This window comes from Haloarcula sp. Atlit-7R (assembly GCF_003666065.1).
Classification (GTDB): domain Archaea; phylum Halobacteriota; class Halobacteria; order Halobacteriales; family Haloarculaceae; genus Haloarcula; species Haloarcula taiwanensis.
Genome location: NZ_QXIK01000005.1, coordinates 224,093 through 242,855 on the forward strand (window position 1 = coordinate 224,093; position 18,763 = coordinate 242,855).

Below are 18,763 nucleotides of genomic sequence, written 5' to 3' on the forward strand. Positions count from 1 at the left end.
CGGAGGCCTCAAGAGGGTAATCATTGTCTCGTGTGTCCGACGCCGGCGGTTGCAGTGTGCGATTCGACACGGTCGATCAATGCTGATGCCGACACGACAAGGGCCAGGTACAGTATCGCCACCAGCACGAAGAGTTCCGTATACTGGTACGTTTCGTTCGCGATAGTACTTGTTCTGCCGTACAGCTCCTGTACAGTGATGAAACTCGCCAGTGAGGAGTACTTAATGAGATACACGAGTTCGTTCGTCCAACTGGGCAGCGCGAGCCGAAGGCCCTGGGGAACAACGACGTACCGGATTCCCTCGAGCTTTGAGAGTCCGATGGCGCGTGCGGCAGTCAACTGACCGCCGTCGACTGATTCCAGCGACGCACGCAGGTATTCGGACTGGTAGGCAGCGCTGTTCAGCGTGAAACTGATCACGGCCACCCAGAACGCCTGCGCCGGAACGAAGCCGACACCAACCCCCGGGACACCTCTGAGAACCTGCGTGAGTGAGGTCGCGAAGTAAAGCACGAACAACTGGGCGAGCAGCGGCGTCCCGCGGATGAGTTCAGTGTACGACAGCGCGAGCCAGCGAGCCCACCGTCCACCGTACACGCGAACGACGCTAAGCGGAAGCGCCAGCGTGAATCCGAGACAGACGCTGAAGGCCGTGAGTAGAACCGTCGTCCAGATGCCCTGGGCCAGCGCCGGCAGGTACGCCGTCGCGTCGGCGGCGAACCGGAGCGTGTCAGCGACCCACGCGAGTGGCGCTCCGGCCGCACCGAGTGACGCGGCGAGCGAGCTGATAGTGTCCGCTGTTGTCAGAAACGGAGCTGCCGGGATGAACGGTGTGCCGCGGTCGAGCCCGAGTAGCCCTGCGAGGACGAAATCGGTGGTCCAGCGAGCGAGAACCCAGACCCAGAACAGCGCTAGACCCACGGTAAGTGGGCGGATAGTGAACACTGTGCCGACGCGGTCACGGAGTCCCGGGTTCGGTGATGTCGTCGATTCGGCCGTGCTCATGGCGTCGCCTCGTGTGCGTGCAATCTGCTCAGGAACTGTTCGGTTCGGTCCGCTGTGGGGTTCCGGAACAGTTGCTCCGGCGGGCCGTGTTCGACGATTTCACCGTCGTCGAGGAACACGATGTCAGATGCGGCCGACCGGGCGAAGTCCATCTCGTGGCTGACGACGAGCATGGTGACGCCCTCGGCGGCGAGGTCACGCATTACCTCGACGACTTCGCCGACGAGTTCGGGGTCGAGTGCGCTGGTCGGCTCGTCGAACAGCAGCAGCTCTGGGTCCATTGCGAGTGCGCGTGCGATGCCGACGCGCTGTTTCTGTCCGCCGGAGAGTTCAGCGGGGTACGAGTCCGCCTGTTCCAGCAATCCGACCTGTTCGAGGTGGTCCCGTCCGGCCGCCTCGGCGTCAACAGCGTCCATGCCGAGCACTTTTTTCGGGCCGAGCGTGACGTTTTCGAGCGCCGTCAGGTGCGCAAAGAGGTTGAAATCCTGAAACACCATGCCGACTTGCTTTCGCAGTTCGTTGACATCGGTGTCGGCCCCGGTCACGTCCCGCCCATCGAGAACAATTTGACCACTGTTGATCTCGGTCAGGCGGTTCACACACCGGAGCAGCGTTGACTTCCCTGAGCCGCTCGGGCCGATGAGAACCGTCACGTCGCCCTGATCCATATCGAGGCCAACGCCTTCCAGTACTTCTTCGCTCCCGTAGGACTTGTGCAGGTCGTCGATTGAGAGTAATGGCTGTGTCATGTCGTTCCCTCCGGTACTGCGTAGTAGTCACTGAGTCTATCGAGCGACCGGTTCGTCGCGAACGTCAGCACGAAATAAACGAGGCTGACGGCGAGGAATATCTCCAGCGCCGCGGTCGACTGTCCGCCTTCGTAGAGGTTCTGGCCCGTCGTCAGCAGTTCGCCGATGCCGATGACGATGGCGATGCTCGTGTCCTTGAGGACGATAGTGAACTCGTTCTGGAATCCCGGCACACTCCGGCGGAGCGCCTGCGGGACGACGACGTACCGGATCGCTTCGAACCGGGACATCGCGACGGCGCGGGCCGCTTCCAGTTGCCCGTCGTCGACGCTCTGGAGCGCACCGCGGAAAATCTGTGACTGGTAAGCGGCACTCCGGAGTCCGAGCGCGATAGTCGCCGTGACAAATGCGCTGCTTGAAACGGACAGGCCGAAGTACAGGATCATAATGATGACCAACAGCGGGGTGCCGCGAAGGACAACCCCGACCTGTTCGACCAGCCGACTGGCCCTTTCCGAGCCGTACACCTCTATCGCACCGGCCGGGAACCCGATGGCGAATCCAAGGAGAATACTGGCGACAGTGAGCGCGATGGTGACAGCTGTCCCGCCGAGCAACAGGCCCAGATTGTCGATGACGAACAGCCAGTCAACGGTCTGGAGTAGGATTGCTGCCATGGCCTCACTTCTGTCCGAACCACTTCTCGGTCAGGTCCCGGTACGTCCCGTCGTCCTCAACTGTGGTCAGCCCGCTGTTGAGCGCGCCCGCGAGTTCGTCGTCACCGGACTGAATCCCGAAGCCGAACTGCTCGCCAGTCTCGTGGACGAACGCAGACTTGATGGGGCGATCTGCCACGAACGAGTTCGCCACGGGGACGTCGATGATGATGACATCGACGTTTTCGTTCAGCAGGTCCTCGACGGCGAGCACGTAGTTGCCGTACGCGTTGTACTGAGACGCCTGAATCGTCCCGGCTTCGATGAGCTGGTCTTTGATCACGGATTCACCGGTCGTCCCTTTCTGTGCCCCGACCGTCGCCCCGGAGAGGTCAGCCAGCGACGACGGCGAGAACGACCCGCTCTCCCGGACGATGATGGCCTGATTCGAGTTGTAGTATGGGTCAGAGAAGTCGATTGCCTCGTCGCGGTCATCGTTTATCGTCATGCCAGCCGCGACGACGTCGACGTTGCCGTTGTTCAACGCGGGAATAAGTGATTTGAACTCCAGTTCCTCCCAGCCGCTCAGCTCGTACTCCGTCGCCGCGACAACGGCTTCCAGTAGCTCGACGTCGAAGCCGACGAGTTCGCCGTCCTGTTTCATCTCAAACGGCGGAAAGCCCGGCGCCGTTCCCGCAGTGAGCGTCTGTGAGTCACCGCTGCCCGATTGACAGCCGGCGACTGACAGGGTCGCGACAGTGCCACCGATTGCCTGCAGATACCTCCGTCTGTCTACGCGTGCCTCTCGTGGCATAGTGCCACAGTCGAATCAATCATATTTTAACATTTCGGTTACCGCAGAAGTAGCGAGGGTCAGGCCGACGCGACAGCGTCTGCAACCTCGGTAAAGACCGAATCGAGGATGTCGACACAGAGTTCCAGTTCGCGCTCGCTGACATCAAGCGGCGGGAGCAGTCGGAGGGATTTCTGGCCACAGCCGAGCGTGAGGAGGCCGTGCTGGAGTGCGGTTTCCATCACGGCGTCGCGGCGGTCAGCCGTATCGAACTCCACCGCGGTCATCAGGCCGAGGCCGCGAACGTCTTCGACCAGCGGACGGTCTGCCGAGATATCGCGGAGTCGGTCCATGAAGTACGTCCCTTTCTCGGCGGCGTTGTCCAGCAGGTCGTGGTCCTCGATAGCGGCGAGGGTCAGCGCGCCACGCATCGAGCCGAGGATGTCGCCAGCCCCCCACGTTGAGGAGAGCCGCGACGTTTCGGACGGGAAGATGTCCGACCGGGAGATGGTCGAGCCGACCCGGAGCGCTTTGGCGCTCGTGATGACATCCGGTTCGATGTCGTAGTGGTCGACGGCCCACATCTCCCCAGTGCGGCCGGCTCCCGACTGGATTTCGTCGGCGATGATCGGGATGTCGTGTTCCCGGCAGAGGTCGTCGACGGCCGAGAGGAACTCGGGGCTCGGGACGCGGTAGCCGCCTTCGCCCTGTATCGGCTCCAGAATGAGGAACGCGACTTCTTCGGGCGGGATATGGCCGGTATCTGCGTCGAGTTTCGAACGGAGGCGCTCGACGCCGGCCTCTGAGTACTCCACGTCGTGAATCCCGCTGAGTTCGGGGAACTTCCGGCGGTAGACGGACTTCGAACGGTTCAGTGAAAGCGCCCCGAGGGTCCGTCCGTGGAACGCGCCGTCGAAGGTAATGCCGTACTTCGGCGTCTCGCAGTTATCGTAACAGATCTTCATCGCGTTTTCGACAGCCTCAGCGCCGGAGTTCGAGAGGAAGACAGTGTCAAAGTCGTACTGGCTAGTGACGTCTGTCAGTTTATCCATCAGGTGGGCAGGGCCCGGCAGCGACGTTTCGTCGGGCGACCCACCGGTACTGACGTAGAAGTCCTGACCGGCGATTTTCAGCGGGTCGACCATGTCAAACTCGTCGGCCCGGTTGAGCACTTTCGGGTTATTGTAGCCGAGCGGCGACGCGGCGACGTGGCAGGTGAAATCGAGCAGGACGTTGCCGTCCGCGTCTGTGCAGAACGGACCGATTGCGTCTTCGGTGATGTCCCAGACGAAATCGTACACGTACGTGCTCGGCGCGGCGGTCTCGTGGTGGTACTCGACCCACTCGCTGCTCTGTGGGCCAGGAAGGCTATCGACACGCGGCTCTGCAGTATTGCGGTCCATGTTATCACAGTAGCAATCATTGGTAATAAATCACTGTGTTCCGGGCCAGCGTGCGGCCACACGACCGGGTACCTGCCGCGGTTCGAAAAGAGCTACAGAATCCGCTTGCCGAACGCGCTGGCGGCGAATTCGGCCGCTCGTTCGCCCGTCGTGTTGCGCTGGTCGAGGATGGGATTGACTTCGACGACATCGAGCGAGCGCAGCACCGACTCGGCGGCGTCGCGGTCGGCGACCCGTTCCATCGCCGTATGCGCCTCCCGGTAGGTGACGCCACCGGGTACCGGTGTCCCGACTCCCGGTGCGTCCTCCGGGTCAAGCCAGTCGAGGTCGAGGCTGACGTGGATGTCGTCGACGCCGTCAGTCGCGATGTCGAGTGCCTCGTCGGTGACTGGCCCGATACCCCGTTTATCGATATCTGCCATCGTAAAGACGGAGATATCGCTCTCACGGAGGACCGCTCGTTCGTCAGCGTCGAGGCTCCGCGCGCCGACGATGACGGTGTTCTCCTCGGCGACGCTCGGGGCGGTGGCCCACGGCATCTCTGCGAAGTCGCCGTAGCCGTGGGCGGCCGCGAGCGGCATGCCGTGGACGTTGCCGCTGGGCGACGTAGTCGGGGTGTTGTAATCGCCGTGCGCGTCGAACCAGATGACGCCGAGTTCAGACGTCTGGGCTGCACCGCGCATAGTGCCCATGGCGATAGAGTGGTCGCCACCTAACACCAGCGGCACGCTCCCGTCGGCTATCTCGGTCGCCACCCGGTCGGCAAGGGTGTCGGTCATTTCGGCAATCGCATCGAGGTACTTCGCACTGTCGTCGGGAGTCGCTGACTGCGACTGTAGCGTCGGCAGTGCTAGATCCCCGGCGTCAGTGTATTCGATGCCGGCCGTATCGAGCGCGGTACTGAGGCCGCCATAGCGAATCGCCGACGGTCCCATGTCGACGCCACGCCGGTCAGCGCCGAGCGCGAAGGGGACACCGAGCACCGCGACAGGTGACACGGAACGACTGTGGTCTCGTGAGTGGGTAGACTGAAGCGACATCCGTTGCTACGGCCATAGCCCGCGGGCGTTCATAGCGTCACCGATTCGCGAGAGCGCAACGATGTAGGCCGCCGTTCGCCACGTGACATCGCGGTCCTCGACTTCGGTCTGGAGCGCCTCCCATGCATCGAGCATTTCGGCTTCGAGTTCTTCGTTGACCTCCTCGCGGGACCAGCTCCGCCGGTTAATGTGCTGGAGCCATTCGAAGTAGCTCGCAGTGACGCCCCCGGCGTTGGCGAGGATGTCTGGGATAACTGGGATGTCGCGCTCTTTGAACACAGCGTCGGCTGCTGTCGTTGTCGGCCCGTTCGCACCTTCGACGATAATGCTTGCCTGCACGTCCGCAGCGTTTTGTTTGGTCAATACGTTTCCGACCGCCGCGGGAATCAAGACATCGACATCGAGTTCCAGCAACTCGGCGTTGGATAGCTGACGCGGTGCGTCAACGTCCCCCAGCTGGCCGTGTTCGTCGCCGTCAGCGGAGATTGATTCGACATCGAGGCCGGATTCGTCGTAGATACCGCCGTCGACGTCGCTGACAGCGACGACGGATGCGCCCCAGGAATCGAGCAGACGTGCGGCGTTCGCGCCGACAGCACCGAAGCCCTGTACAGCGACGGTGGCACCGTCGACATTTCCGTCATAGTAGTCGAGCGCTTCGCGGGCGACGATGGCGACGCTTCGGCCGGGTGCCTCTTCACGGCCGTGTGTGCCGCCGACCGCTGTTGGTTTGCCGGTCACAATGCCGGGGACTGTCTCGCCTTCCTGCATCGAATACGCGTCCATGAACCAGGCGACGGTCTGCTCGTCGGTCCCCATGTCAGGTGCGGGGATGTCTTTCGTCGGCCCGACGACTTCGCGTAGTTCCTCAGCGAACCGGCGGGTCAGTTGCTCGGTTTCCTGTGCAGTGAGCGTCGACGGGTCGACGACGATTCCGCCCTTCGCACCGCCGAAGGGAAGGTCCATCACCGCACACTTCCACGTCATCAACATCGCCAGCGCCGTACACTCCTCTGCGGAGACGCTCGGGTGGTATCGCATACCGCCCTTGTACGGGCCTCTAACCTCGAAATGCTGGACGCGATACCCGTTAAACACCTCGACACTCCCGTCGGCTCGGCGGATCGGGACAGATACCTCGACGGTTTTCGATGGATGGCGGAGCTGCTCAAGCAGCCCCTCGGAAAGGTCGAGGTGTTCGGCCGCCCGCTCCAGTTGGCGACGGGCAGTCGCGATTGGCGATTCGTCCTCATCTGGCGCTTGCTCTGGTGGCTCCGTCTGTGTGCTCATGAGTGTTTGTGGGTTCGGCGGTGCGTACGCCCACTCGATTCGGGACCAACGGGGCGAGTACGCTGCGTTGTCCAGCTGCCGGTTCCGTCCTGACTGTCAGCATTCAATGGCTGGAGTGAGACAGTGTATCGGCATCAATACCGGTATTGTTAATAAATATTTGGGAGTGCCTCCGGAGCAAACTATTTGAGAATAGCAAAACCGATCAAAAACTCTCGTGAGAAGTCCTTGGGGGATTATGAGCCAAACTCTCGCTGTCTATGCGGAAGATTTCGCAAAATCGAACTTGGTATATTCAATAGGCAAAGCGACACTGAGCCGATAAAAGTGGACATGACCGCGAAGATATCGACGCGTGTGTGCTGTGATCTAATCTACGTACCGAAGAGAGGGTCGATAGACCTTTTGACCAAATCAAAAATAAACAGAGCACGGCGGTGGCAGACTCCCGTCCATGAGCATACCACCTAGGTTCCCCTGTGAGACGCCGGAGACAGCCTGTAGGCCTGCTGTCGGGCTGGAGACGTCCATCCAAGGGTCTTCCTAACGGTGGTACGACTGTTATTGTGGTTCAGTCACCGAGAGAATCGCTCCGTTCCGCAGTCACAGTCGGACAGGAGAGATTTGAGGTATCCAAATCCCGGAGACTGAACGCCGTTGTTGGGTAGCGGTCGTCGCCGACACAGAGCGACAGGTGTCAGACACCGCGATTATGTGCCGCGGTCGAACGACGTCATTTCGAGATTGACTTCGATGAGGTTCGCAGCTTCCATCACCATCTCGGGGATCTCAGTGTCGAAGCGGGCTCCTTTCAAACGGCTGGTCGGTGCAGTCACACTGACCGCGCCGACGACGGTCCCATCGTTGTCCAGTATCGGCGCACCGACTGCCCGGAGGCCGCGGATTTCTTCCTCGTCGTTCGTCGCGTATCCCCGCTCCCGGATGGTCTCTAGCTCGTCGCAGAGCGTCTCTCGGTCCGTAATCGTGTGCTGTGTCTGTCGTGAGAGCCCTTCTCGGTCGATAATTCTCTTGACACGCTCGTCTGGGAGACACGAGAGGATCGCCTTCCCAGACGCGCTGTCGTGGAGATGCTGTGGTGCTTCCCGCAACTGGAGGTGATAGTCCATCCCGACGGCATGCTCCCCTCGCCGCTCGTAGATGGCGACTTCGCGCCCGTCGTTCTCAACGACCAGATGGACGTACTCGCCGGATTTGTCCGCCAGCTTGTCCACTTCCTCTTGGCCGGCGGTATAGAGTTCTGTCTCGTTTCGGACGTGTTCACCCATCGTGACGAACCGAAAGCCAAGCTGGTACGTGTCGTCGTCCTTCGAGAGAAAGCCGCAGTCGGTCAGCGTCGCAAGATACGTGTGAAGCGTTCCCTGGGAGAGTTCGATTCGCTCGCTCAACTCCTGCAACGTCGCGCTATGTGACTCCTGAACAGCTTCAATAATCTCACAGGCGTTCTCCACGGACTGTATCCGTCGGCCCGTGTTTTGTGTGTCGGCGTCGTCGGTCATTACCCGAGTAGAGTTGCCGTCATTATTTAAAAACCCGGATGTGAGCGATGTGCGGCCAGAGCAATCGCTCAGCCGCTACCACTGACTGGTAGCAATACTTAGCACCGCAAAATTGCCCGCAACCAATTGACTGGACGACAGGACCGGAATGTATCGAAATGTGTATCTCTGGGAATATGGATCCAAATGAGATTTTTCTATCTCATTATGCCGAGTTTATATAGATATAATTCAATACCACTAACGAATACAGCATTACTATTTCAAAAATCCGTGTTGCGGATTTACTGGTGCATATTTGGTCGTATATGGACATACTCAGATATACCTGCCGGAAAACTAGATAAATCATGCCAGTTCACCGAGGCGCCTGGTATTCTATGAGGATTGAAAATACCAATATATCGAAACCGCACGATGGCCCCGGCAACGACGCCGGGACTATATAAATAGCCGTCCGGAACAGAGCGGTGTTGTCCGGTAACTAAAACACTTATTGTTGTTACCAGACGATACACTAGCATGGCAACGACGCCTGCGCAGGACGGCGCGCAGTGGTTCCTGCACACATGGCGAGACCACATCCTCGAGCCGGTAGAGACGGCTCTCACTGTGCTTGACGAGGAGCATACTGAACTTGCCGCCGAGCAGGCTGGTCTCGAAGAATTCCTGCAGCGCCTCCGCGCCCTCGACCCCGTTGAACAGCCCTCCTCCCCCGTCGGTCCGCGAAGCCGACAACCCGCACCCGACCCCGTCAAAGCGCTACGAGACGCTTACACCGACACGGTGCTAGCTGTCGACCACTACGAGTCAGTGTACGATGAATCGCTGGTCGAAAACGTCGCGATCGAGTTTGGACAGGACTACGCAGCACTATTTCACCCTGAGACGAACGTCGGATTTTCCCCGCCGCTCAAACGGTCACTCGTAGCTGCGGCTGAGCAAGCAATCGACGAGCGGACGTCGCTGGACCGCGCTGTCAAAATCGAACAAGAATCGATACAGGAGTACCACGGCAGTCTGCAGGAAATCATCGAGACACTCGACAGTACGGTCGTGCCCGAGTGGTATCGTGAAACGTTCCAGAGCGACATTGCTGCGATTTTACAGGAGCGACAGGATCAACTCCACTCTAGCGTTCACCGGTTCGAAACACACGAGTTCTGCACGTATATGTACGAAGACCAACTCTGGACGTATCCGGTGTTGACCAGTCTCGCACGGCTACAAGAGTCTGTGGACAGTTGAACGAAGGCGGTGCCTACAGCAGACCGTGTCACCGAAGCGCGGTGCATCCGACGCCGGCACCCACCACCCACCCCGGAGAGTACGGAGACGATTGCACAGTTGTTGTACTCTGCGGCGATGTTCGCGAGTAGTCACCATTCACTATTTACCGACGAACATATTCGCCCCACTTCCTGCGAAATGAGAGTGCGGGTCCCTATATATACAGGTAGGTCTTCGAGTTGCAGCCGTGAGCTACCATGGAAACACGTAGAACATTCGTTCGCGGTCTGGCTCTCGCGGCTGGAGTCACACTAGCTGGCTGTTCATCGGGCGGCGGGTCCGACAGTGGCAGTGACGGCGACTCGGGTAGCGGCGGTGACGGCGCAGACGGCGGTGAGACCGAGTCCGGCGACGGCGGGAGCGGCTCCGAGTGGGCCGAGACAAGTACTGTCGAAATGACGGACGGACTGGCATACGAGCCAAAGAAAATCAAGGTCGAGGCAGGGACGACAGTCACGTTCGAGAACGTCGGTAGCATCGGCCACACGGTGACGGCCTATGAGGACAAGATTCCCGATGGCGCGGATTACTTCGCCTCCGGTGGGTTCGACTCCCTGCAGGCCGCGAAGGACGGCTACAGCAACGGGCAGAAAGGAAATATCCCGAAAGGCGAGAGCTACGAGGTCACGCTGGAGACGACCGGAACGTACGAGTACTACTGCATCCCCCACGAGATGAACGGGATGGTCGGCACAATCAAGGTGGTCTGATATGAGTGAAAACGAGACTCCCCGCGACCCGAACGAAGTCCTCGAAGAATACGAAGAAACGCTCGACTCGGTACTGGCTGATGTCGAGTCCCCGGATGAAACGACTGCGGACGACGACATCTCACTGGGACTACCCGGCCTCTCACTCGGCCGCCGGGACTTCATGAAGGCTGGTGTCGCTGCCGGTGCGATGGGCTCCGTCGCCGGCTGTTCGGCGCTGACTGGCGGCGGCGGCAGCGCCGGCAGCCAGTCGACGCCCTCTGGCAGCGGCGCGAGCCACACGGTCGAACCGGGCGAACACGACGAATACTACGGCTTCTGGTCCGGCGGCCACTCCGGCGAACTGCGGGTCATCGGCATCCCGTCGATGCGCGAACTCACCCGCATTCCGGTGTTTAACACCGACTGTGCGTCGGGCTATGGTTTCACCGATGATACCAAGGAACTGCTCGAAGAGAGCGGCGGCTACTCCTGGGGTGACAACCACCACCCGAACCTCTCGGAGACAGACGGGGACTACGACGGCGAGTACCTGTACGTCAACGACAAGGCGAACGGTCGCATCGCCCGCGTGAACCTCACGTACTTCGAGACGGACGCCATCACGGACGTGCCGAACATGCAGGCCATCCACGGCTGCTGTGTCCTCTCGCCGGACACGAAGTACGTGCTCGGCAACGGCGAGTTCCGCGCGCCGCTGCCCAACGACGGGACCGACGCCAAGAACCCGGACAACTACACGTCGCTGTTCGTCGCCGTCGACCCCGAGTCGATGGAGACCCAGTGGCAGGTCAAGGTCGACGGCAACCTCGACATCGTCGACACCGGCAAAGAGGGTCGGTGGGCCATCTCCTCGGCGTACAACAGCGAGGAGGCCACCGACATTCAGGGCATGACGAAGGACGACCGGGACAACGTCAAGGCCTTCGACATCCCGGCCATCGAGCAGGCCGTCGAGAACGGCAACTACGAGGAGGTAAACGGCATCCCGGTCGTCGACGGAACCCAGAGCAGTTCGCTCAATCAGGGCGACCGCCCAATCGTGAAGTACATCCCGACGCCGAAAAGCCCCCACTGCGTCGAGGTCGGACCGAACGGCGACTACGCCTTCGTCGCGGGGAAGCTCTCGCCGACGGTGACGATGATCGACTTGGAGGCACTGGCCGATTCCTCCGACCCGGAGGACGTCGTCGCCGGGCGACCGCGCGTCGGACTCGGCCCGCTGCACACTACTTTCGACGGCAACGGCCACGCCTACACGTCGCTGTTCATCGACTCGCAGGCCGTCAAGTGGGATATTCAGGCCGCCGTCGAGGCCGAGGAGGGGTCAGAAGACCCCATCATCGAGAAACAGGATGTCCACTACAACCCGGGCCACATCCAGGCGCTGGAGGCGATGACGACCGATCCCGACGGCGAGTGGCTCGTCAGCCTCAACAAGCTCTCGAAAGACCGGTTCCTTCCGGTCGGCCCGATTATGCCCGACAACGACCAGCTCATCCACATCGGGCAGGGCGAGGCGGAGATGGAACTGGTCGCGGACCACCCGGCCTACCCCGAGCCACACGACTGCGTCTTCGCCCACAAGGACAAGATAGACGCAAAGAAGGTCTACGACAAGGCCGACTACGAAGAGACCTACATCACCGAGGAGGACTCCGGCGTCGAGCGCACGGGCGAGAACAGCGTCCACGTCAAGATGACGACCAAGCGCTCGGAGTTCGGCCTGCCGGACTTCACGGTCCAGGAGGGCGACGAGGTGAAACTGTCCACGACCAACATCGAGGGCGTGCAGGACATCATCCACGGCGTCGCCATCCCCGAACACGACATCAACTACGCCGTGGCCCCACAGGACACCCGCGAGGTCACGTTCACGGCTGACGACCCTGGCGTGTACTGGATCTACTGCACGTACTTCTGTAGCGCCCTGCACTTAGAGATGCGCAGCCGGATGATCGTCGAACCGGCGGAGGGGTAAGTCACGATTCACCTCGGAGGTGTCCAGCCATGCAACGACCCACCCTTGACGACTTCCGCGAGATCAGGCGGGGCCTCCCCGTGGTAGCGGCGCTGCTGTTCGTCGCGGCGCTCGCGTTCCCGATGTGGCGCATCAGCGTTGATGCGGTGCAGTACCCGAGCACGACGCTCCGCGTCTCTCTGTACGCCTACCCGCACCTGGCCGGGGATTTCACCGAGATGGCGCGACTGAACCACTACGTCGGGTTCTACTTCCCCGACCCGGTGTTAGTCGAGCCCAACTTCCCCGTTGAGGAGAACGCCATCGACGTGCCCGAGTGGGCCCTGGGTCCGGTGGCGTTCATTGGCGTGTCGCTGCTGTCGGTGTTCGTCGCCGTCGCACCGACTACCGAGAAACTCAAACGCGGCCTGAAATACCAGTTCGGCGGCACCGTGTTGGTGTTCACCGTGATGCTGGCCGATATCCAGTACCGCCTCTGGCAGGCTGGTCACACGCTCGACCCCGGAGCGCCGGTGATGGGCGTCGACGGCTTCACGCCGCCACTGTGGGGGCAGTACCAGGTCGCCAATATCACCAGCGTCTCCCGGTTCGGCCTCGGCGCATACATGGCCGCCACAGCTGTTGGACTGCTCGCGGTTTCGTACTACTACCGCGATCAGGCCGCGACGTTCAGCGAACTCCCAGCCCGACTTCGCGACGGGCTCACCGGACTTCCCGACGCCGTTCAGGACCGACTGGGTCGTGAGGGGGATACTGACGACGAGGGAGACGCCCCGCACCGCCCGACGACCACTGCGGCTGAACCAGATCACCCGGAAACACACTCATGATCCCACTGTCCCACGATTCCGAGCGGGCGTTCGCCGTCGGCACCGCGGCCCTGCTCGTGCTGTCGGTCGTCGCTGTCGGGATGGCCAGCGCCGGCGAAGCCGACAGCGCCCGCGACAGCCTCAACTTCGACCCCGACGTGCCTGACACCGACTCGTTCACCGCCCCATCGGCCGAGGGGACCGCGACGGTCGACGGCGAGACCTACGACAGCGCGCAGGCGGCGGTCGATGCCGCGAGCCCCGGCGATACCGTCACGCTCGACGGTCGCTTTGACGAGACGCTCGTCGTGACAACGCCGAACGTCACGCTGGCCGGGAGCGGTCCCGGGTCGACGTTGCTACACGGCGACGGCGAGGGCGACGTGCTCACCGTCGACGCGCCGGGCGTCACCGTGACGGACCTCTGGGTCCGCAACAGCGGGTACAGCACCGCGACGAACGACGCCGCGGTGTTCGTCAACGGGAGCGAAACCACCGTCCGCGACAGCCGCGTGACCGACATGACGTTCGGCGTCTGGCTGAACGGCGTCGACGACGCCGAGGTCCGCAACAACACCATCGTCGGCCGCGAGGAAATCACGCAGCTGACCAAGCGGGGCAACGGCATCCAGATCTGGAAGACCGAAGACAGCGTCATCCGGAACAACGACATCACCACCGTCCGGGACGGGCTGTACTTCAACTGGGCGAAAGACGTCAACGCCAGCGAGAACACGATGTGGGACCTCCGGTACGGGGTCCACTACATGTACTCGGACGACTCGAACCTGCGGAACAACACCGCCTTCGACAACGATGTCGGGTACGCGCTGATGGTGTCGAAACACCTCGTCATCAAGGACAACGTGGCGGTGAACAACAGCGGGCAGTCCGGCCACGGGATCCTCGTCAAGAGCATCGACGACACGGACATCCGCGGCAACCACCTCGTCAACAACGAGAACGGGCTGTTTGTCTACAACTCCGTCAGCAACCGCATCGTCGATAACCTCGTCGTCGGTAACGATATTGGCGTCCACATCGCCGCAGGGAGTACCGACGGCACCGTGACCGAGAACAGTTTTATCCGCAACGACAGGCCGGTCCTTGCGGTCATGAGCGACCAGGTCCACTGGAACGAGAGCGTCGGGAACTACTGGTCCCGGGCGAACCCGACCGACATCGACGACGACGGCGTCGGCGACACGCGCTACCAGCCAGCCGGGACCGTCCAGCAGGTCACCGCCGAGAAGCCCGCCGCGCGAGTGTTCGCAAGCAGTCCAGCCTTTGACGCCGTTCGGCTGGCCGAGTCGTCCGTGCCGGTCGTCCAGTCGCCCGGCGTGGTCGACGCCCGTCCGCTCACCGAACCGCCCCACGAGGACTGGAGGAAATACTATGAACGTGATTGAAGTCGACGACGTATCGAAAGCCTACGGCGACGTGCAGGCGCTCGACGGACTGAATCTCTCGGTCGAACAGGGGACGACCCTCGGCGTGTTCGGCACGAACGGTGCCGGCAAGACGACGCTGTTCAAGCTACTCGTCGGGCTGAACCGGCCTGACGATGGCAGCGTCTCCGTCGCCGGCGCGGACCCGACCGACGGTACCACCGTCCGCGAGCGGGTGCGCTACCTGCCGGAACACGCCGGCTTCCCGCCGAGCCTGACCGGACGCGAGATACTCCGCTTCCACGCCCGGATGCGCTCGGTACCACGGGAAGACCGGAGCCACCACGTCGAGCGCATCCTGCACACCGTGGGACTCGCAGACGCCGCGGACCGCCGCGTCGGCGGCTACTCCAACGGGATGAACCGACGGCTCGGCCTCGGCACTGCGCTCGTCGGCGAGCCGGCCGTGCTGATCCTCGACGAACCGACCGCGGGACTCGACCCCGACGGTATCCGGGCGTTCCACGAGGTTGTGGAGTCGCTGGCAGCGGAGACCGACGTGACCATCGTCTTCTCCTCGCACGCGCTCGGGGAGATTCAGCGGCTCTGCTCGGAGGCGGTCATCATCGCGGACGGACAGGTGGCGACTGCGGGGCCGGTCGAAGAGCTTCGCCGCGCCGCCGCCGACGAGGTGACAGTGTCGCTGTCGCTCACGTCTGAGGCGGCTGCGAGCGACGTGGCAGGCATGCTTCGAGACTACGAGGGTGCGTCGAGTGTCAGCCGCGGCGGCGTCGACCTGACTGTCACCACCGCCCCCACCGACGCCTACGACCTCCTGACGGCCGTCGGCGACAAGTACGATATCGACCGTTTCGAGGTCCGCGAACCGGGTCTCGAAGCCGCATTCCACGAGGCCGTCGGGGCGGCCGACGGCGACGAGCGCACCGGTTCCGACAGCACGGCGGCTTCGGCCGCCGAGGACTCGGGAGGCGAGCCGGCATGATGGGAGACGACTCCTCGACAGATCCGACACCCGACGGCGGCGTCGTCGCAGCCGACGCTCCGGGTACCCGGCTGCACGATGGCGGCACCGAGGGAAGCACGACCACAGACGCTGCCGACGAATCGGCGTTCGCCCGACTTGCCGACAGCAGCCTGTTCACCATCGCGCGCCGTGAGTACCGGCTGGCCGTCCGGAGCCGATGGGCGCTCGGCGTGGCGCTACTGTTCGGCCTCTTTACCACCGCCGTCGTCCAGTTCGGGGCGAGTTCAGTCGGCCCGGGTCGCTTCGACGCGGTCATTGCGACCATCGCGGAACTCGGCGTCTACCTCGTCCCCCTGGCCGCGCTGGCGGTCGGCTACGACGCCATCGTCGGGGCCGACGAGCGCGGCTCGCTCGAACTCCTGCTCGCGCTCCCGGTGACGAAAGGCCGTGTCGTCGTCGGCACTGCCATCGGCCGGGCGGCGGTGCTGTCCGGCGCGATGTTGCTCGGCTTCGTTCCCGGCGCACTGTTGACCGTTCGCTATCTCGGTCTCGCCAGCGTCGGCCAGTACGCGGCCGTCGCCCTCGCCGCGGTCCTGACCGCCTGCGCGATGCTCGGCGTCGCGGTACTGGTCTCGACGGTCGCACGGACGAAAACACACGCACTCGGTGCCGCGCTGGCCATCTGGCTGTGGGTCGCGCTGTTGCACGACCTGGTCGCGCTGGGGGCCGTCGCTGGGTTCGACCTCGGGTCCGGCGCTATCGCCGCGGCGATACTGCTCAACCCGGTGGACTGCTTCCGCGTGCTCGCGCTCTCGCAGGTGGACGTGGTCGCCGGCGGCTTCGGCAGCGTGCTGGCACAGGCCGGGCTGACTACGCCGATGGTCGCCGCGGGGCTCCTGGCGTGGGTCGTCGTGCCCGTCGGCGTCGCGGCAAAACTCATCGAGCGGCGGCGTCTCTGAGACGACGGCGTCTCAGACCGATTGCAGCGCCGTCTCTTCGGGGTCTTCGAACAGACTGGCGACCTGTTCCGTCGTCTCGGTACGCTCGTGGGCGTTCTCCAGCAGCACGGTCTCACTGGGGAACAGCCGCTCGCCGAGTTCGAGGCCGTGATCGCGTGCAGTCGACCCCGTGACAGTAAGGTAGACACCGATACCAGTCGCCGCAATATCTTCTTCTTCCTCGCCGCCTTCGGTGGGATACGTAAAGGAGACGCCATCGAGTGCGCTCGTCCCGAGAACGGCTTCGACGAGCCGCTCGTACCGCGGTGAGATACACAGGTCGCCCTCGTAGTTGGTGACGAAGGCCCGGTCGAGAGGACCGTCCTGTGCATCGATGACATCCGGCGTCGCAAGCAGCGTGTGGTACACCGTATCGCCCAGCCCGGTCACGACCCGTACGTCCGTATCAAGCGGGTCGATACGGTCGTTGATTTCGTGGATGGCGGTCAGCGGGTCGTCCCGAAGCTGGACGACTTCTTCGAGTACGAGGTCGGCGCTGTCGAATCCGAGCGCGAACTCATGAGTCCGGAGCGCCCGGAACGGCTCCTCGCGGCCGACCAGTTGGACATCACCGTACGCTGTCGGAATTGTGACGCTGTCGAAGACGATCCGTCGAGGCATCCCGTCGCGGTCGTCACGGAGCAGCGTGTACTCCGGCCTGTATGGCTCATCAAGCGAGGAGTAGTCGCTGATGCGATGGTACACGTCGGCGACCGCGTCTTGGTTGCCCTTGGTGACAGCCTTCTCGTAGCGAAGCGTCGAGATGATATCGTCGACCAGCTCGGTCGTCCCTGTGCGCCCGGCGAGTCGCTCCAGCACTGCTTCGAGGGGCCGGCCTTTGCGCGGCACAGCCACTCTCGTCGTCGTCATTATGCAGGCACAGACGGGGGACCGGTAAAACGAGTTCGGTTAATCGCCGCCGCCGATAACCGACGACAGCTGTTCGCGCCACTGTTTGAGTTCCTCGATTTCCGATTCGGTTTCGTCGATCCGGTCGGCGAGGTCACCGTCGTCGATTTCCGCGCGGACGGCTTCGATGTCGTCTTCGAGGTCGTCGAGCTGCCCTTCGACACTCTCGACTTCCTCGGAGAGGTCGTCGACCTGATCGGAGGCAGACGTGGCTGTCTTCGTCGCCGACTGGACTTCGTCCTGGAAATCCTCAAGAGCCGCTTCGAAGGAGTCGAGACGCTCGCCGAACTCCTGGATCATGTCCTCGCCGGTACCGTTCTCTTCGAGGAACTCTTCGAGCGCGTCGGTGTACGCACGGAGGTCCGCGACGTCGCTCTGGATGCGCTGGATCCGGGCGTCGTTGACGCCGCCGGTGTTACCGTCGTCTTCATCTTCGGAGACGGCGTCAAGCGCACGCTTGAGTAGCTTCACGTCTTCCGGGGAGACGTTCTGATCCCGGATTTCCTGTGCCATCGTCGCGACAACAGCGCCGGATTGGACCTCGGAGTCTGCCGGTGCAGCGTTGCTCGCTTCGGGGGCTTCGACGCCTGAATCCGGGTTGTTCGGGTCCGAGAGGTCGAGGGTCTCGATGTCTTCGTCGTCATCGTCTTCGAGGCCGGGAACGCTGTCGGCGTCACCGGCGATGACGTCCCGAACAGCCTCGTCGCCGCCACCGACGAGGTCTTCCTCGTCCTCGTCTAGAGGCGGATTCACACGCTCGATGTCGGGTTCTGTCAGGAACTTCTCGACGTCGTCAGTTCCCGTCGCACGAATACCGTAGACGGTCGTGTAGTCGGCTTCCGGTTCGAGTTCCTTTTCGAAGGCGATCCGGTCTTCGTTGATGTCCCAGTACTCACTGCCGTACTCGGGGTGAAAGCCCAGGTCTTCGACGGCGACATCCGCCGGCACGGTGTCGACCAGCCTGACTGTCACCGGAACAGACCGTCGCGACGTGAGATTAAATGCTATGGCGGGCACGGGAAACTCGTCCGCCTCGAACCGCTTGGTCACTGTCACGCCATCTGCGGCGACAGTGACTTCATCGTAGGCTTGCGAATTGCTCATGGTCTGTATGGTCTCAGCAATAGTATTAAAGGTACGTACCTGACCAACATTTACGCCTTTTTTCTACAACCTATCAGTTAATATAATCTATATACATACGTTCAGGAACATGAACAGGGCGTGATCCTGGAAGT

The 18,763-nt window shown here is 62.2% G+C and carries 17 protein-coding genes; 7 read left to right on the forward strand and 10 right to left on the reverse strand.

What is annotated here, in order from left to right; all coding sequences use genetic code 11:
* Window positions 1–20: 20 nt before the first annotated feature.
* From D3D01_RS12910 to D3D01_RS12945, 8 genes are all read right to left on the reverse strand, one after another.
* Window positions 21–1,007 (reverse strand): amino acid ABC transporter permease, encoded by a 987-nt coding sequence (locus D3D01_RS12910; RefSeq protein ID WP_121512461.1) that lies wholly within the window; start codon window positions 1,005–1,007, stop codon window positions 21–23.
* Window positions 1,004–1,756: an amino acid ABC transporter ATP-binding protein gene (locus tag D3D01_RS12915; RefSeq protein WP_121512462.1), complete on the reverse strand. Its 753-nt coding sequence runs from the start codon at window positions 1,754–1,756 to the stop codon at window positions 1,004–1,006. Before D3D01_RS12915 ends, D3D01_RS12910 begins: the two co-directional genes overlap by 4 nt.
* Window positions 1,753–2,433: an amino acid ABC transporter permease gene (locus D3D01_RS12920; RefSeq protein ID WP_121512463.1), complete on the reverse strand. Its 681-nt coding sequence runs from the start codon at window positions 2,431–2,433 to the stop codon at window positions 1,753–1,755. Before D3D01_RS12920 ends, D3D01_RS12915 begins: the two co-directional genes overlap by 4 nt.
* A gap of 4 nt (window positions 2,434–2,437) precedes the next feature.
* Window positions 2,438–3,226: a basic amino acid ABC transporter substrate-binding protein gene (locus D3D01_RS12925; protein WP_121512464.1), complete on the reverse strand. Its 789-nt coding sequence runs from the start codon at window positions 3,224–3,226 to the stop codon at window positions 2,438–2,440.
* 59 nt (window positions 3,227–3,285) lie between these two features.
* Window positions 3,286–4,608, reverse strand: a complete 1,323-nt coding sequence (locus D3D01_RS12930) for an aspartate aminotransferase family protein (protein WP_121512465.1) — start codon at window positions 4,606–4,608, stop codon at window positions 3,286–3,288.
* A gap of 92 nt (window positions 4,609–4,700) precedes the next feature.
* Window positions 4,701–5,648 (reverse strand): arginase, encoded by a 948-nt coding sequence (rocF, locus tag D3D01_RS12935; RefSeq protein WP_394343397.1) that lies wholly within the window; start codon window positions 5,646–5,648, stop codon window positions 4,701–4,703.
* 6 nt (window positions 5,649–5,654) lie between these two features.
* Window positions 5,655–6,938: a glutamate dehydrogenase GdhB gene (gene gdhB / locus D3D01_RS12940; protein ID WP_101349843.1), complete on the reverse strand. Its 1,284-nt coding sequence runs from the start codon at window positions 6,936–6,938 to the stop codon at window positions 5,655–5,657.
* Between the two features lie 710 nt (window positions 6,939–7,648).
* Window positions 7,649–8,455, reverse strand: coding sequence for an IclR family transcriptional regulator (locus D3D01_RS12945; RefSeq protein WP_101349842.1), 807 nt, complete (start codon window positions 8,453–8,455; stop codon window positions 7,649–7,651).
* A gap of 522 nt (window positions 8,456–8,977) precedes the next feature.
* Between D3D01_RS12945 and D3D01_RS12950 the strand changes: the two genes are divergently transcribed.
* The 7 genes from D3D01_RS12950 (at window position 8,978) to D3D01_RS12980 (ending at window position 16,577) form a co-directional block, all read left to right on the forward strand.
* Window positions 8,978–9,703, forward strand: a complete 726-nt coding sequence (locus tag D3D01_RS12950; protein WP_121512466.1) for a hypothetical protein — start codon at window positions 8,978–8,980, stop codon at window positions 9,701–9,703.
* Window positions 9,704–9,942: 239 nt separating this feature from the next.
* Window positions 9,943–10,455 (forward strand): plastocyanin/azurin family copper-binding protein, encoded by a 513-nt coding sequence (locus D3D01_RS12955; RefSeq protein ID WP_101349840.1) that lies wholly within the window; start codon window positions 9,943–9,945, stop codon window positions 10,453–10,455.
* A 1-nt stretch (window position 10,456) separates the two neighbouring features.
* Window positions 10,457–12,436: a TAT-dependent nitrous-oxide reductase gene (nosZ, locus tag D3D01_RS12960; protein ID WP_121512467.1), complete on the forward strand. Its 1,980-nt coding sequence runs from the start codon at window positions 10,457–10,459 to the stop codon at window positions 12,434–12,436.
* A 29-nt stretch (window positions 12,437–12,465) separates the two neighbouring features.
* Entirely contained in the window at window positions 12,466–13,266 is an 801-nt protein-coding gene (locus tag D3D01_RS12965; protein WP_121512468.1) for a hypothetical protein, read from the forward strand.
* Complete coding sequence (nosD, locus tag D3D01_RS12970) at window positions 13,263–14,654, forward strand: nitrous oxide reductase family maturation protein NosD (RefSeq protein ID WP_121512469.1); 1,392 nt, start codon at window positions 13,263–13,265, stop codon at window positions 14,652–14,654. The genes D3D01_RS12965 and nosD overlap by 4 nt, the downstream gene beginning before the upstream one ends.
* Window positions 14,641–15,636: an ABC transporter ATP-binding protein gene (locus D3D01_RS12975; RefSeq protein WP_121512470.1), complete on the forward strand. Its 996-nt coding sequence runs from the start codon at window positions 14,641–14,643 to the stop codon at window positions 15,634–15,636. Before nosD ends, D3D01_RS12975 begins: the two co-directional genes overlap by 14 nt.
* Window positions 15,633–16,577, forward strand: coding sequence for an ABC transporter permease (locus D3D01_RS12980; protein WP_101349835.1), 945 nt, complete (start codon window positions 15,633–15,635; stop codon window positions 16,575–16,577). Before D3D01_RS12975 ends, D3D01_RS12980 begins: the two co-directional genes overlap by 4 nt.
* Window positions 16,578–16,589: 12 nt before the next feature.
* Here the strand turns inward: D3D01_RS12980 and D3D01_RS12985 are convergent, their stop codons facing one another.
* Together D3D01_RS12985 and D3D01_RS12990 are read right to left on the reverse strand one after the other, a co-directional pair.
* The gene (locus tag D3D01_RS12985; protein ID WP_101349834.1) at window positions 16,590–17,486 is read right to left on the reverse strand and encodes a hypothetical protein; all 897 of its coding nucleotides are present in this window, start codon (window positions 17,484–17,486) and stop codon (window positions 16,590–16,592) included.
* Window positions 17,487–17,525: 39 nt separating this feature from the next.
* Window positions 17,526–18,629, reverse strand: coding sequence for a hypothetical protein (locus tag D3D01_RS12990; RefSeq protein WP_101349833.1), 1,104 nt, complete (start codon window positions 18,627–18,629; stop codon window positions 17,526–17,528).
* Window positions 18,630–18,763: the final 134 nt, after the last annotated feature.